The 14,338-nt window shown below is 42.6% G+C and carries 12 protein-coding genes and 1 pseudogene; 8 read left to right on the forward strand and 5 right to left on the reverse strand.

Annotated features, from left to right (window positions below):
- Window positions 1-2 precede the first annotated feature (2 nt).
- From BGC07_RS12830 to BGC07_RS12845, 4 genes are all read left to right on the forward strand, one after another.
- The gene (locus BGC07_RS12830) at window positions 3-788 is read left to right on the forward strand and encodes a phosphatidate cytidylyltransferase (RefSeq protein WP_069313432.1); all 786 of its coding nucleotides are present in this window, start codon (window positions 3-5) and stop codon (window positions 786-788) included.
- Window positions 789-1,009: 221 nt separating this feature from the next.
- Window positions 1,010-1,885, forward strand: coding sequence for a lysophospholipid acyltransferase family protein (locus tag BGC07_RS12835; RefSeq protein ID WP_069313433.1), 876 nt, complete (start codon window positions 1,010-1,012; stop codon window positions 1,883-1,885).
- 31 nt (window positions 1,886-1,916) lie between these two features.
- Complete coding sequence (locus BGC07_RS12840; protein WP_069313434.1) at window positions 1,917-2,528, forward strand: hypothetical protein; 612 nt, start codon at window positions 1,917-1,919, stop codon at window positions 2,526-2,528.
- Window positions 2,529-2,943: 415 nt separating this feature from the next.
- Window positions 2,944-4,266 (forward strand): exonuclease/endonuclease/phosphatase family protein, encoded by a 1,323-nt coding sequence (locus BGC07_RS12845; RefSeq protein ID WP_069313435.1) that lies wholly within the window; start codon window positions 2,944-2,946, stop codon window positions 4,264-4,266.
- A 26-nt stretch (window positions 4,267-4,292) separates the two neighbouring features.
- Here BGC07_RS12845 and BGC07_RS12850 read toward each other — a convergent pair whose 3' ends face one another.
- The 5 genes from BGC07_RS12850 to BGC07_RS12870 form a co-directional block, all read right to left on the reverse strand.
- Window positions 4,293-4,775, reverse strand: a complete 483-nt coding sequence (locus tag BGC07_RS12850) for an isopentenyl-diphosphate Delta-isomerase (protein WP_235603188.1) — start codon at window positions 4,773-4,775, stop codon at window positions 4,293-4,295.
- A gap of 106 nt (window positions 4,776-4,881) precedes the next feature.
- Complete coding sequence (mvaD, locus tag BGC07_RS12855) at window positions 4,882-5,748, reverse strand: diphosphomevalonate decarboxylase (RefSeq protein WP_235603189.1); 867 nt, start codon at window positions 5,746-5,748, stop codon at window positions 4,882-4,884.
- 91 nt (window positions 5,749-5,839) lie between these two features.
- Window positions 5,840-6,802: a mevalonate kinase family protein gene (locus BGC07_RS12860; RefSeq protein WP_069313436.1), complete on the reverse strand. Its 963-nt coding sequence runs from the start codon at window positions 6,800-6,802 to the stop codon at window positions 5,840-5,842.
- Window positions 6,790-8,997, reverse strand: coding sequence for a hydroxymethylglutaryl-CoA synthase (locus BGC07_RS12865; RefSeq protein ID WP_069313437.1), 2,208 nt, complete (start codon window positions 8,995-8,997; stop codon window positions 6,790-6,792). Before BGC07_RS12865 ends, BGC07_RS12860 begins: the two co-directional genes overlap by 13 nt.
- 1 nt (window position 8,998) lies before the next feature.
- Window positions 8,999-10,057, reverse strand: coding sequence for a hydroxymethylglutaryl-CoA reductase (locus BGC07_RS12870; RefSeq protein ID WP_139121696.1), 1,059 nt, complete (start codon window positions 10,055-10,057; stop codon window positions 8,999-9,001).
- 266 nt (window positions 10,058-10,323) lie between these two features.
- Here BGC07_RS12870 and bamA point away from each other — a divergent pair, with 266 nt between their 5' ends.
- The 4 genes and pseudogenes from bamA to lpxD all read left to right on the forward strand — a co-directional run bounded on the left by bamA (window position 10,324) and on the right by lpxD (window position 14,322).
- Window positions 10,324-12,342, forward strand: coding sequence for an outer membrane protein assembly factor BamA (bamA, locus tag BGC07_RS12875; protein WP_268801666.1), 2,019 nt, complete (start codon window positions 10,324-10,326; stop codon window positions 12,340-12,342).
- Window positions 12,297-12,725: pseudogene (locus tag BGC07_RS23410) on the forward strand (BamA/TamA family outer membrane protein); the annotation flags it as partial. The gene bamA and the pseudogene BGC07_RS23410, both read left to right, overlap by 46 nt.
- A gap of 25 nt (window positions 12,726-12,750) precedes the next feature.
- Window positions 12,751-13,278 (forward strand): OmpH family outer membrane protein, encoded by a 528-nt coding sequence (locus BGC07_RS12880; RefSeq protein WP_069313438.1) that lies wholly within the window; start codon window positions 12,751-12,753, stop codon window positions 13,276-13,278.
- A gap of 12 nt (window positions 13,279-13,290) precedes the next feature.
- Window positions 13,291-14,322: a UDP-3-O-(3-hydroxymyristoyl)glucosamine N-acyltransferase gene (gene lpxD / locus BGC07_RS12885; RefSeq protein ID WP_069313439.1), complete on the forward strand. Its 1,032-nt coding sequence runs from the start codon at window positions 13,291-13,293 to the stop codon at window positions 14,320-14,322.
- Window positions 14,323-14,338 lie beyond the last annotated feature (16 nt).

Consider the following 14,338-nt stretch of genomic DNA (forward strand, 5'->3'; position numbering starts at 1 on the left):
ATATGCTAAAACAACGTGTTTTAACGGGTGCTTTATTAATTATTTTCGCACTCTTGCTCTTCTTTGCGGCCCCTAAGCCATTATTTACTGTGATTATTTTAGGAATTATTTTTTGGTCAGCTTGGGAATGGTCGAACTTATCGACATTAAAATCACTAAAAACGCGCTTTGCTTATAGTGCCATTGTGTTGATACTGACCTATCCTGCAATCAAATTCACTCCGCTTTTTTTGCTATTGGCGCTAGTTTGGTGGTGTGTTGCTCTTGTGGCAGTGATTAGTTACCCGACGTCGACAAAATGCTGGGCGAAAGGGGCGAATATACGGCTTATTGCTGGGTTATTTATATTATTACCTGCTGCTGCTGCCTTATTAAATATTTACAATCAAAGTGCCGGCTTGTTACTTGCTGCAATGGCCTTGATTTGGGGGGCTGATATTGGTGCTTATTTTACCGGTCGTGCTTTTGGTCGGCGCAAACTTGCAGTTGCGGTTAGCCCTGGAAAAAGTTGGGAAGGGCTTGCCGGTGGTGTTATTTGCTCTGCTGTGATTGGGTTGGTTTTATTGCACTTTATTTTTAAATTAGCCATCGTCGATAGTCTGGTGATTGCCACTTGTGTTTCTTTGGTCTCCGTATTGGGAGACCTTACAGAAAGTATGGCAAAGCGTCAGCGTGGTATTAAAGATAGTGGGACATTTTTGCCTGGACATGGTGGTGTACTTGATCGCCTCGATGGTGTTGTGGCAGGGTTACCTATTTTCTTACTGCTTTGGCAGTGGTTGTCCTAACGAGTTATATTTTCTGTTGGTGTTCTTTTTCAATGAACTTTTTTACGGGTTAGTTGCCCAATGGGCCAAGGGATGTGAATATACACTTAACATATTCTGTAGGTTAATGTAATCTCTTTGTAATTTCACAGTGATATACTGCTCGGTGTTGTTTGTATTGAATGATTTTTATTTTACATTTAAAAATCTAAATTTAGTGTTCTTGAAGGCATAGTATAGTGATGGCAGAAAAAAATACACTTTCAGATAAACTTGCCTATGGTGGGTTGTTATTTATCGTTGGGTTGACTCGAGTGTTAGGCGTTCGTGCTACGAGCGCTTTACTTTTCCCCTTATTATACCTTTCGCTGGTTAAAAAACGCTTTGGTTTTATGATGGACAATATTGCCAAGTCGATTCCCGGAAAATCAGATGATGAGTATAAAGTTATTTTAAAAGGAAGCTTAAAACATACCTTAAAAGTGATGTTGACGAATATCGCTCAGAAAAAGCTTTATTCAGAGCTCGTCATTGAAAATGAATATTTAATTGATGATATTATAAAAAATGATGAAAAGGGTGCAATGATTGTGGCTGCCCATCATGGTAATTGGGAAGCGTTATCGGCATTTTTTCGCTCAAAGCCAGAGCTGACGGTGGGAGCGTTTTATAACAAACCTGCGAATAACTATATTGATCGCTTTTTAATTAAGATCAGAAAAGTAAAACTTTATCCTGCAGGGCAGGGCATAAAGAAAACCTTATTGAAGCAATATAAAACTGCAAAACGCTTATTAACTGTTGTTGTGATTGATCAGCGACCAAAAAAGCATGGGCTAAAAATCAATTTATTTAACCGAGAAGCTTCGATTTCGCCAGTCGCTGTAAAAATGGCAATGCAGGCGCAAATACCGATTATTGTCGTTACAACACCGGTGATTGATGGTAAAACGCATATTTGCTTACAAAAAATAGAGCTTGACCACTATCGAAACCAAGAAGTTGACAAAAATACAACAGTTAAGGCGGTGCTGCAAAATGTGATGGACCGCTTATCTGCTGCGATTACTTGCCACCCTGAGCAGTGGATGATGTGGTCGCATAATTTTTGGAAATAATAAGCTATTTATTTATTGTAAGGAGCGAGATATGATTCAATATTATCAGGGCTTGGATATTGTTGAATTATTGCCGAAATTGCATCGCTGCTGTGGTGAGTTTTTAAAAGGTTTTCCCTACTGGTATGCACCTTTTGAAGACCAAAAAATTAACCCCTCTGATACGATGTATGTTAATGATTATCGAAGTCTAGTGATTATACATCGTTGCGATAACTCTGGTGAAATAAATCTTGTTGCTGCGGGATTACCTTTAGACTCTAGGTATTTATTGCGAGATTATTTCTCGGCTGATCTAATCGATCAATTCACAAAAGCAGGTTATTATCCTGATAATATTTGGTATATGGGCTATTTCTTGCCCAATGATAAAGTACAACAAAAAGATCTTATTTTAGATATGTATCAGCAATTTAAAACACATGCACTCAGCCTTAATTTTCAGCAGCTTTGTTATGTAGATATTGTAAACCCATTAAAACATGACCACACTGACTGTTCGCCTGAGCCTTGGGGTGAGGTTATTCCAGGGTTTGTAGATAGCTCGGTGCGGATTAAGGCAAGCTGGCCGACCTATCAACGTGAAGGTCAAATATGTGAAGTTGAGCATGAGCTTGCATTTTATCTGAAAAGTTGGAATTAAAGTAATAAGTTAGGTTGGTAAGTTTCGCCGTTTTAGCTTTTTTAACCGAATAATAATAACTAAAGCATCTTTGGTGATGTATCCGGTCATGTATCCATTTGCTTTTTGAAGTGTGAAAAGATGCATGATGCGGTGATTGGTTTATTCAGCAATAAATTCAAGTTTGACAAGGCTATTTAACTGAGCAATCAAATGGATGCGTGATCACCATAGAAATCAATAAAATGCATCACCTTTATTTTATTTGTTCTAAGACTTAGATTTAAATATCGTTAGAGTACCGATAGTACTATTTAATATTTTCTTAATGTCAAAAGCTGAAAAATTTTAGTGTTATTGTCGTTGTTTTTATATGTTTATGGTGATTACATAGACCGTACTGTTGTACTTTGCTGTAGTAAGAGGCTTAGGTTGTATGGGTAAATATAAAGTTACTGCGCTCACTTGGAATATGGGAAATGAAAACGTTGGACCGGATAGTGTTGATACTTTGGTTGAGAGCTTAAAGAGAGACAAATCATCGAGTCCCGATGTTATTTTGGTGAGTACTCAAGAAGCCAAACGGACATGGGGAAATAGAACACTATCTGACCGTATTGCGAAGAGGATGGCGCACGAAGGCGAAAAATATCAAGTGTTGCATCAAAATGATTTTCGTGTTGTGACAAAGCCAAAAAATCCATTGACTTATTTTGGTAATATTCCTAGAACTCATCTTGGCATTATTGTAAAGCCGGGTGTTCATGTTTCTATTGACCATATTACTCCCCCGGGAACAATACGTGGCAATAACCTTAATAAAGGGGGGTTATATGCAGTTTTAACAATAGGTGATCAGAAAATAGGTGTGATTGGCTGCCATTTAGATTCTAATGATCAAAAGCAACGGGCGCAGGAGACTAAGCGTTTACTCCAGGGTGTAGACGGGAAAAAACTTGATAATATTATTTTTATGGGAGATTTAAACGAAAGGCTAAATAGTGAATCATTACAGACAATAGATACTAAACGTAAGCGGGCAGTGCTTAGAAAGGAAGAAGAAAATAAATTGATTGAAAATCATGATCCTATCTCAGGAGGGAAAGTGTCTCACTTTAATAAGCATGATATTAAGTTTAATCAGCTAGATAAGTTTACTTATCATGAACGCAAAAGCAAAGGAGAGATTAAATATAAGCCTAAACGTGGGACAGCTGATGTTGGTGTGCTTGATAATATTGGGCTTAAAAGTAAAGCAAAGACTGTGCAGGGGCTAGGATGTCGGGTGATCGATGTTCAGAATAAAGAAGGAAAGCAGGTCAGTGACCATAAACCTGTGATACGACACTTTGAAGTGACTAGCGAAAAAAGTGCAACGCCAGAATATAAATTAGCTAAGGGAAAAGATTGGGAAGCATTTAAAAAAATTTATAATACCTTATATAAAGCACAAAATTCTTTATTTAAATCTAAGAGTTCTGATATTAAAGACTTAGATAGGTTAAATAAAAAGCTTAAGCAGCCTGGTATAGATGGCACTCGGACTGGTAAAGCTTATCAGCTTTTACGAAAATATAATGGGAATTTAAAAGACATTGGGTTATTAAAAGAAATTTATGGCTATAGTCGCAGTAAGCAAGCAGTAAAAGACCCAATAACTCCTACTTTTAGCGATTCTGAGATATTTTGTCAGTATGCGCAGAAAAATAGCCATACGCGAACGGCAACGATTGCAAGGGAGCTTGGAATACTCGTTTAGATTTGTTGAAATTAAAATGTTTTTAATTATTTATATTCTAAAACTGTTTTTGCCTGCTCTAGTGCAATGTCTAAGGCAGGCTTAAACCATGGGGTATAGTGCTCTGGAGACTTTTTAAGCGTGTTGATTAATTCTGGAATTGTTATCCATTGATAATCATCGACCTCTACTGGATTGACTGTAAATTCTTGTGGATTAAATTCGGCGATTAAGACATGGTCATATTCATATTCGGTCAAGCCGTTCGAAAATTCAGCCTTATAAGTAAAATGACCGACAGCCGTGAGTGATTGGGTAATTCCCATCTCTTCAACTAAACGCCTTTCACCTGCTGCTGTAACAGATTCACCTGGGCGAGGGTGAGAGCAGCAAGTGTTCGTCCAGAGCCCACCACAGTGGTATTTTTGTGCTTGACGCTGCTGTATAAGTAATTCGAGTCGATTGTCTTTATTTTTTCCGAAAGATAAATACCGAGAATGCACGATGTAATAATGCGTTTTCGTGGGCACTCATTTTCTCATCGGTGCCAATTTCATTGTCGTTTTCATCAACGAGGATGACATAGTCTGAAAAGCTCACGAAGTAAGGTCCTTAAAGGGCTGGATAATGGTTAAATTAGGAAAAATATCTTGGATTATTTTTTTGATCTTTTTCTTGGAACAATAATTTTAAATTAGGTCCGGCATCTTGAGTAAAGTAGAGGTTTAAACCTTCTTGGCGCACTTGCCAGGTTTTTTGCATGGCGCCGATAGTCTCAGTCGTTGAATACATGAGTGCTGGGCGAGCACTTTGCATGGTTGCATGCATGGCCATAGCGTTACCCTCAGCAATCTGGCCGAGAGCATTAAAATCACGATTATTAATGGCACTTTGCATGGCAGTCATATCATTTTGAACGGTTTTGGGCCAGCTTTTATATAAGGGTGAGGTGGCTATGGTATGTTGCATGCCTGCGCGTGAACTCATAATCTTTTCACCAGACTCAAAGATCAGTAAGCCAATACAAAGCTCTGGCCATTCTTGCTCGAGCCGATATGCATAGCTATCATCACCATTATCGAGTGTTCCGGCTTGCCAGTGGACAAAGCCATGATAGATAGAGCGTGAGGCACTGCCACTGCCGATGCGTGCGAGTATCGAGAGCTTTTGGTTGGATAATTGCCATTGATATAGATCATTTAAGGCGAGAATCAGGGCAGCAAAGCCACAGGCTGAGGAGGCGAGTCCTGCTGCAATTGGAATATTGCTTATGGTGCTCACTTGATAATAAGTATTGTCAGTCGGGCGAAAAAGATCGAGCATGGCTTTGAGCCGTTCAGAAAACTTATGATGCTGGTCTATAGCTTGGCCATTTAAAATAAACTCATCTTGGTTTTCACATTCTTGAATCGAGGTTTTTGCACCCAAATGGCCCAAACTAATCGATAAACTGTCAGTGAGCGGTAGATTTAATTCGGTTTGGCGCTTACCCCAATATTTCACCAAGGCAATATTGCTGGGGCAAAGGCCTGGCCTACACCTTGTGCATGATAGTCTGCACCAAGTAAGGTGCGAATATAATCTTGTTTAGTCATCAAAACGTAAAACCTGTCGGGCAAATTATGGCAGGCAAATATTCTATGCCTTGCTGTTCTTGTACAGTTGTTAATTGTGGAGTATCAGCCGTTTGGCTTAAAGCAATAATGCAATCTCCCAAGCCTGAGCCTGAAATTTTAGCCGCTAATATATTAGGATCATTATTAAGATGATCAATAATATGTTGTAATTTTTCGGTGTTAACACCCAACTTACTCATCAGCTTTTGTTGAGATGTCATGGCTGTGGCAAGCTCTATCAAGTTGGGCCAGCCTTGCTGGCTGATGAGCGAGTTTAAGCCTTGTTCGCTGCATTGGCCGATTGCTTGATAAATATGATTTAGCTCATCAGGTTTGTCCTCAAAGTTTTTAGCAACTTGAGCAAGAACGTTTGGCGTGGCTGTTTTATTGCCTGAATAGATTAAATGGATATATGGATAATTTGTTTTTATCGGGCTCAGTATGAGGGGCTTTGTTTGGTAGTGAACGATACCTCCATAAACACTGGCAGCAACATCAGCGCCTGAACCACGGTTATTTTGGGCAAGCAGTATGGCATTACGGGCGAGTTTAAATAATAACTCGAGCTTTAGCTCTTGCTCGCTGTAACGCAATAATACACCTAGAGTGGCGACGGTGACCGCGGCAGAAGAGCCAAAACCGACCGTAGCTTTGAAATCAGCTTGGATATCCAGATTAAAGCCGAATTTTAATGAGTTTTTAATTTGCTGAACCGCTGCGAGGACAAAGCGAAATTCAGACTGGTTTTCTAATTGGTCGAGCGTGCTTTGATAATGGCCAAGCTCGGAATTAATAATGATTTGTTGATCATCTCGTGTTTCAAGCGAGACGGATATACGTTTATCGAGTGCACAAACAAGGGCCGGCTTGCCTGCTAATACGGCGTGCTCGCCGAGTAGAATCGAGCTACCCGGAGCAGAGGCTTTAATTAAGACAGACATTCGGCGCCGTGATTGCTAATTTCGATCTGTTCTACTTGATAACCATATTGCTTGGCGATTGTATTGACTGAGTCGTGATCATTGCTAATAACAAGCACCATGCCTGCTTGATCGCCTTTTATTGTGCCGGCACCGCACACTTTTGCGGCAGCCCCCGCTTCTTCTAGCTCACCGATTAAAGATTGTACTTTATTAGGGACAATACCAAGCTCACAGAGTAATCTATGATTAGCGCGGATGGAATTTGTGAACTCAGTTTGATCTTGGTTGGTAATCGCTTGCTCAAATTGGCGGGTAATCACCGCAAATTGTTCGGTTAACGCTGGATTATTTTCAAAATAATGACGTGTAACCTCTACACATTCTCCGGTTGTACTTTGTGGTGTGCCAGTATTAATGACCATCAAAGGGAACGTTGGCGTGGGAAGCGCTCTCGCTTCACCTTGCTCAAATTGCCGGCAACCACCGTGTAAGCTGATCATCACGTCGATACCGCTAGATTGTCCATGTTGCATGTTTTCGGCAGTAAGGCTTAACTCAAATTGCTCTTTATCTGAAACGCTTTGTTTGAAAAAGGTCGACATGGCATAGTTCAAGCTAACAATTCCGGCAGCAGAGGATCCCATGCCGCAGCCGATGGGGATATCAGATTCAGTATGAATATTCGCACCATGCGCGAGTTTCGAGGGCTTGATCATATCGATGCTATGACTAGCCGTGAATTGTAAGAGCTCAAAGGGCTTTTGCAAGACTTCACGAATGCCAAGCTCGCCGTTCATAAAGCGATGATGGGCGCGCTTAACGCGATGCTTTAACTCGCGTAATTTGTCATAAGTATGCTCGCTTTTGTGCTTTAAGCTTTCAAAGTGAAAACTTAAATCTTGCTGTTGTTTGCTGACCGTTGTTGTTGTATAGCGGTTGATGGCAATGGCAATGGCCGGTGCGCCGTGCACAACGGCGTGCTCACCGCTTAAGATAAGCTTGCCTGGAGCACGCACGTGGACTTCTTCAGGGGCTTTATCAGCGGTGGCTTGGTAGATGCGCTTGTGGTTGTTAAAGCCAGAGAGGCGATAGCGTCCTGTAGTGTGTTCTGGGATAATTAAGCTTGAGCCATCCTTAGGGTAGTTAAAACTATAGAATTTTTCATAATCTGTAATATTAAGTGCAGTGCGGTTAGCAATCATCGCCTGATTGTCAGCTGTTTGTAAAACGTTTTGATAGCCTTCTTGGACAATACCACTGAAAAACTCACCAACACAGCCTGAACCATAGCTGTAAAAACCAAGGCGTTTACCGGTTAAGTCGTCTTTGCTTAAATCCAGCAGTGAAAGTAGGCCGATGTATAAAGATGCGGTATAGCAATTGCCGACTTGCTTACTATAACTTAGGCTTGTGCCAATTTCGTCTTCTAGTATCTGCTTAGTGGGTCGAGGTTGCTTATTGAGCATCGCCAGCTTCTGATGGGCTTTTTCGGCGAGTTTGGGTACCGGAATATGATATAAAAACTGATCATGGTCAGAGTGCTCACGCCCGGTGACTTCTTGGTAACGTTGCCATGATTTTTTCAGTGTTTCTAGGTAGAGTTCTATTGAGTGCTTGCCTTCGACCAGCGCCTCGTCACGGTAATTTGGTCGCCAAAAATCCATGACATCTTGAGTGTGATAACCGCTGCCAGGCTCGATGCGAATCAGGCGTGGATTGGTTGAAAGCACCATCGCAATCGCACCGGCACCTTGTGAGGACTCACCCGTGCTACCTAGGCCATAACGGGCAATATCAGCAGCGATTAATAAGATTTTTTTATTGGGTTGTTGTTGCAGCATCGCTGTTGCCATCTGCAAACCGGCGGTGGCGCTATAACAAGCTTGCTTTAATTCGATAACACGGCAAAACTCAGGAAGTTTTAATAGCTGGTGAACATAAATACCAGCGGCTTTCGATTGGTCAATGCCGCTTTCCGTCGCAAATAGCACAGTATCAATGGTATTGATATCAATATCTCGCAGCGCTTTCTCGGCGGCGTTGGCTGCCATAGTGACGATGCTTTCGTCAGGAGCAGGTACCCCCATTTGGTATTGGCCTAAGCCAACATGGAGTTTTTTTATCTCTATATTACGAGCATGAGCTAGCTCTTGCATGTCTAAGTAGAAGTTTGGCGTGTAAAAGCCGAGGGTATCGATTCCAACCTGTTGCATGTTAGTTTCCACTCATAGTATGACGATTGTCACGTTCGAAGACGACATGACTATGCATTAGCTCGCCTGGGTTGGTCAGTGCTGCCATCAGTGATAATTCTCCACACAGCACCGTTGCGCCAATGATCATGGCAAGGCGACGGCGATTGACTCCTGCTTCGGCCTCAGAATCATTACAGCCTAAAGCATTGAGGTTATCCGTGACGAACTCATGGTGTTTACCATTGCCAACGGTGCCGACAATAATATTCGGTAAGTTCACGGAAAAGTGCAAAGCGCCATCGGCGAGGACATCAACATGCGTTAAGCCTTGAGAACCTTCGACGATGTTAGCAGCATCTTGGCCTGTCGCCAGATAAGTTGCTAGCAGCATATTAGCAAAGTGGGCATTAGCAGACAGTAAACCACCGGAGACGATGCTGCCGGTTAAATTCTTTTTCATGTGTAATTCACGAACAAGCTCGGGTGTTGTACGTAAGTGTTTTTGGCAAATATCACGAGGAATGATTAACTCGCTGACGACATGCAAACCACGCCCTAATAGCCCATTGACTGCAGAGACTTTTTTATCGGTACACCAGTTGCTAGATACGGAAACATAACGTAGTTTTTGGTATTCTTTTAAGAGCCATTGCATAAGAGCATCGGCAGATTTGGTCACCATGTTATGGCCAGAAGCATCGCCTGGACGAATTGATAAGCGTATATAAAGTATATTACCGACTAAGCGAGTATTTAGCTCATCGAATTTAGCAAAACGGCTAGAGCCTTGAACGACAGCAGCAATCTCTTCTTGACGTTCTTTAAGGCTTGCTATTACCTCATAGCCATAGCGGCTGGTTGGTGCCTCGACCGCAATTGCGCGCGCCATATTATCGCTTAAGATCATCGTGTCGATGCCACCACAAAGGCGTGAGAGCTTGGCACCACGGGCGGTGGACGGCCAAAGGGTGGTTTCAAACGTAGCCATAGGCACACGAACTTCGGTGTTTAGTTCTGAACCTTTTATTAAAATTGGGCCGATATGCTTCATCGGCACAGCTGCAAACTGCTTGGTCACTTTGGCTTACCTACGTATGATCGTATAAAATTGGAGTACATCAAGAGAAGTATTATCTTAGAAAGCACACTCAAATGCAATCGATGTAAAGATTGCTTATCAATACCTTAAGTATTGAAGTGAGAAACGTTGGTTTTATAACTGGGTGAGGGGATACTTTGTCTTGGCGGTGTAATTTGCTATGATGGGTGCGTTTTACAAGAAATTCAATAAATAAAGCGCTGTAAGAGCCAATAAGGTCAAGAGATAAAAGCGAGCCAAATACAATGAAGAAGGTAATTGTAAGTGCATTACTGGGGGTGCTGGGGACCGCTGCGTGGGCAGCACCTGCCGGGTTTGTAATCAAGAACATTAAAGTTGAAGGCTTACAGCGGCTTTCTAAGCAGCTTGTTCTGACAAACTTACCCGTTAAAAAAGGACAGACGTTAACGAGCACTCTGTCGTCTGAAGCGATCCAAAATTTATACAGCAGTGGCTACTTTAATAATGTTGAGTTAGAGCGTGAGGGCTCAACTTTGGTGGTTAAAGTCCATGAACGTCCTGTGATCGGTGAAATTGTCACCGAAGGCCATCATTCAATTCCAAAAGAAGCTTTGCAACAAGCCTTAACCAGTACCGGCTTAGTGCAAGGTCATATTTATAATGCGTACTTGCTCAAGCAGATTAAGCAGCAGTTACAAGATGAAGAATATAACCGCGGCTTTTATAATGCACGTGTGACAACGAAGCTGACCAAGCTGGAGCGTAATCGTGTCAAAGTCACGATTGATATTTCAGAAGGGGTGCCATCGGTCATCGGTGGCATCAGCATTGTCGGCAATAAATCGTTCTCACGTAGTGAGTTACTCGATCAGTTTAAATTATCAACACCGACACTATTTTCTTTTATTACTGATAATGATAAATATACTAAGCCTAAATTAGATAAAGACATTAAGAGTCTCACTGATTTTTACATGAACCGAGGCTTCGTTGAGTTTCGTGTCAATTCAGATACCGTCTCTCTTTCCTCAGATCGCAAAAAAGTTTATATCAATATCAATGTTCATGAAGGCGCTAGATATCATTTGTCTGGCTATAATTTTGTTGGCCGTTCAGTGCTTAATCAAGACGAGCTTGATAAGATCGCTAAAGAACACCTTAAGATAAATGAGTTATTCTCTCGAGAAGATTTATTAGCGGTGACGAAGGCAGTGAAAACAGCATTGGGTGATAAAGGTTATTTCTTTGCGACAGTGACCCCCGTTCCAGACTTGAACAAGAAAAATCATACGGTCAGTGTGAACTTTGTCATCGACCAGAAAAATCTGGTCTATGTCAACCGTGTTAAATTCATCGGCAACAACTCGACCAATGATAAAGTGTTGCGTCGGGGCACTAACTTGTATGAAGGTGGCTTGATGACAACCAGCGGCCTAAGAAATTCGAATCAATACCTCAATACTTTGGGTTATTTTGACTCTGTAAAAGCAACGACCCCTGCAGTTCCTGGCAAGCCCGGTTATGTCAATGTTGATTACAAAGTTAAAGAAAATACCCGCTTAAATTCCGTACAGTTCTCTATTGGTTATTCTCAGCTTGATAAATTGCTCTTAGGTTTAGGCTACTCAACACCGAATGTGCTGGGGACAGGGAATACTTTAAGCGCGAATATTTCTTGGTCGCGTCCGTCTCAAAGTGTCAATATTAGCTTTACTGACCCGTATTGGACTGAAAGCGGTATTAGTCGCACCATCAGCGTTTATGGCACTAAAACTGATGCGGCTGAGCAGGGTTTAGCTGACTACTCGACTGATAGCTACGGTACCTCGATGATTTTTGGTATTCCGTTAACTCAGCACTCTAAAGTTAATGCTGGGATGAGCGTGAATCACACTTCTCTTTCTCCGGGGACAAATGGCTCCGTAACCGTTCAGAATTTTATTGATGCTCAAAATGGTAAGCAAAAATATAACGACTATCGCATGATCTTAGGTTGGAGTTACACTAATCTGAATAAATGGCCCTTCCCAACCAGTGGTGAAAAGCTTGGTGTAACGGGAACGATTACCGGGCCGGGCAGTGACCTGTTATGGTACACGGGTACGGTGGATGGTCGTTGGTATTATCCAATTAATAACACCTTTACCTTCTCGTTACGGGGTCGCTTTGGTTATGGCAACTCGTATGGCTCAACAAGTCGGGGGGCTGCCCCTTTTTTAATAGTTTTGGTGCCGGTGGCTGGTCAAACTCGCCAAGCTGGGGCATGGTCCGCGGCTATGATAGTTTGGGTCCACAAGACTTGACTAATTGTACAGGCGGGACAAACTGCTCAGTCGGCAATGCAATTGGTGGTAATATGCTTGTTAACGCAGGTGCGAGTCTTTATTTTCCGGTGCCGTTTGTTAAAGACAGTTCAAAAATGCGTTTAGAAACTTTCTTTGATATGGGGAACGTTTATCTAACGAACCCGACAGCTAAGACTGTTTCAGATTACGATGGGGATGGAAAAGGTTATTTGTTGGGAGACAGACACCCTAATTTCAGCAATTTGGCATACACCTTAGGAGTCGGCTTAGAGTGGTTCTCACCACTTGGAGCCATCGACTTTAGTTTAGCAAGTACGTTAAACACTAAAGTCCAAGGATCTCGAGCAGCCTTCCAATTCTCCATTGGAACTGCGTTTTAATATTTGAAGTTGTGAGGAAAATGAGATGAAAAAACTATTATTAGCAATTATGACATTAAGCTTGATCGCTCCGGCTTTCGCTGCAAACACAGAGAAGCTCAAAGTGGGTGTGGTGAACTTGCAAGAAGTTTTTAAGGCGGTGCCGCAAGGTGAAAAAGCTTTAAATGCTGAGCGAACTAAGCTGCAAGCGGATAATAAAAAAGCGCTAGATGGCCTGCAAGGCGAGCGCAAGACTTTGCAAGAAAAAGTGGCTGACTTCCAGCGCAATGCACAAATCATGAGTGCTGCGGATAAAGAGAAAAAGCAAGCTGAAATCATGAAAGAGAACCAAGCGTTGCAACAAAAAGCGATTAACCTGCAGCAAATGGCTCAGCAAGATGAGCAAAAAGTCTTGGCGAGCTTTAATAAAGCGGTAGGTCAAGCGGTGATAACTGTGGCAAGCGAGCAAAAGCTAGATTTAGTTTTGCGCCAGGCGGCGACTTTATATGCGCTTAAGACGATGAATATCACGCCAGCGATTATTGCGCAAATGGAAAAGAGCGCTAAAGCCTAAAGGATAACGATTATGACAAAGAGCTTTCTCGCCACTGAAGTTGCAACACACGTCGGTGGCAAGCTCTGTGGCAGCGATGTCACTTTGACTGAAATTAATGGCATAACCTCGGCAGGTCCGGGGTCTTTGACGTTTTTGACGGATGCGAAATATGCCGCGACGCTCCCGCAAAGCCAAGCCTCGTGTATTTTTGTGAAAAGCGCAGCAGGGTTGGAAGTTGGGCCGAAGACTAGCTTAATTGAAGTCGCTGATGTGTATGTGGCGCATGCTAAGGCGATGGCGTTATTTTACCCGCTGCCAGAAGTTAAGCCGGGCTGTCATGTTAGCGCAGTGATTGCTGAGACCGCAGAAATTGACCCCTCCGCAGAGATTGGCCCGAATGTGGTGATCGAAGCCGGTGCTGTTATTGGTGCTAATTGTAAGATTGGCGCAGGCTGCTTTATCGGTGAGCACAGCCAGCTTGGCCGTGATTGTCGTTTGATGGCCAATGTAACGGTCTGCCACGATGTTGTGCTGGGCGACCGAGTAATGGTGCATAGTGCAACAGTGATCGGTTCAGATGGTTTTGGCAACGCCAATGACAAAGGGCGTTGGGTCAAGATCAACCATATTGGCCGTGTGGTGGTTGAAAATGATGTTGAAATCGGTGCTGGCACGGCGATAGATCGCGGTGTGCTGGGTGATACGGTGATTGGTGAGGGGGCCAGGCTAGATAACTTAATTCAGGTCGCTCATAATGTATCGATCGGGGCTCATACGGCAATCGCGGGCAGTGTTGGCATTGCAGGTAGCGCAACCATAGGGAAGTATTGTATGATTGGCGGCGGTACAGGAATTGCAGGTCATGTGAAGATTCATGATGGCTGTATTGTGACTGGAATGACGATGGTGACTAAGTCGATTCGTCGGCCGGGGGTTTATTCGTCGGGCATTCCTGTGAAGCCACAGAAAGTGTGGCAAAAGAATGTGGCACGCTTTAATCGCAGTGAAGAACTGGCCAAACGCGTGAGTGTGTTAGCAAAAACAACTCAAAGAGTTAACTGAACAAAAGGCAAAATCC

Source organism: Piscirickettsia litoralis (assembly GCF_001720395.1).
Lineage (GTDB): Bacteria > Pseudomonadota > Gammaproteobacteria > Piscirickettsiales > Piscirickettsiaceae > Piscirickettsia > Piscirickettsia litoralis.

Coding starts and splice junctions, on each gene's coding strand:
- BGC07_RS12845 (WP_069313435.1), top strand. CDS start 2,944: ATGGGTAAATATAAAGTTACTGCGCTCACTTGGAATATGGGAAATGAA.
- BGC07_RS12840 (WP_069313434.1), top strand. CDS start 1,917: ATGATTCAATATTATCAGGGCTTGGATATTGTTGAATTATTGCCGAAA.
- BGC07_RS12860 (WP_069313436.1), bottom strand. CDS start 6,802: ATGTCTGTCTTAATTAAAGCCTCTGCTCCGGGTAGCTCGATTCTACTC.
- BGC07_RS12865 (WP_069313437.1), bottom strand. CDS start 8,997: ATGCAACAGGTTGGAATCGATACCCTCGGCTTTTACACGCCAAACTTC.
- bamA (WP_268801666.1), top strand. CDS start 10,324: ATGAAGAAGGTAATTGTAAGTGCATTACTGGGGGTGCTGGGGACCGCT.
- BGC07_RS12880 (WP_069313438.1), top strand. CDS start 12,751: ATGAAAAAACTATTATTAGCAATTATGACATTAAGCTTGATCGCTCCG.
- BGC07_RS12835 (WP_069313433.1), top strand. CDS start 1,010: ATGGCAGAAAAAAATACACTTTCAGATAAACTTGCCTATGGTGGGTTG.
- BGC07_RS12830 (WP_069313432.1), top strand. CDS start 3: ATGCTAAAACAACGTGTTTTAACGGGTGCTTTATTAATTATTTTCGCA.
- lpxD (WP_069313439.1), top strand. CDS start 13,291: ATGACAAAGAGCTTTCTCGCCACTGAAGTTGCAACACACGTCGGTGGC.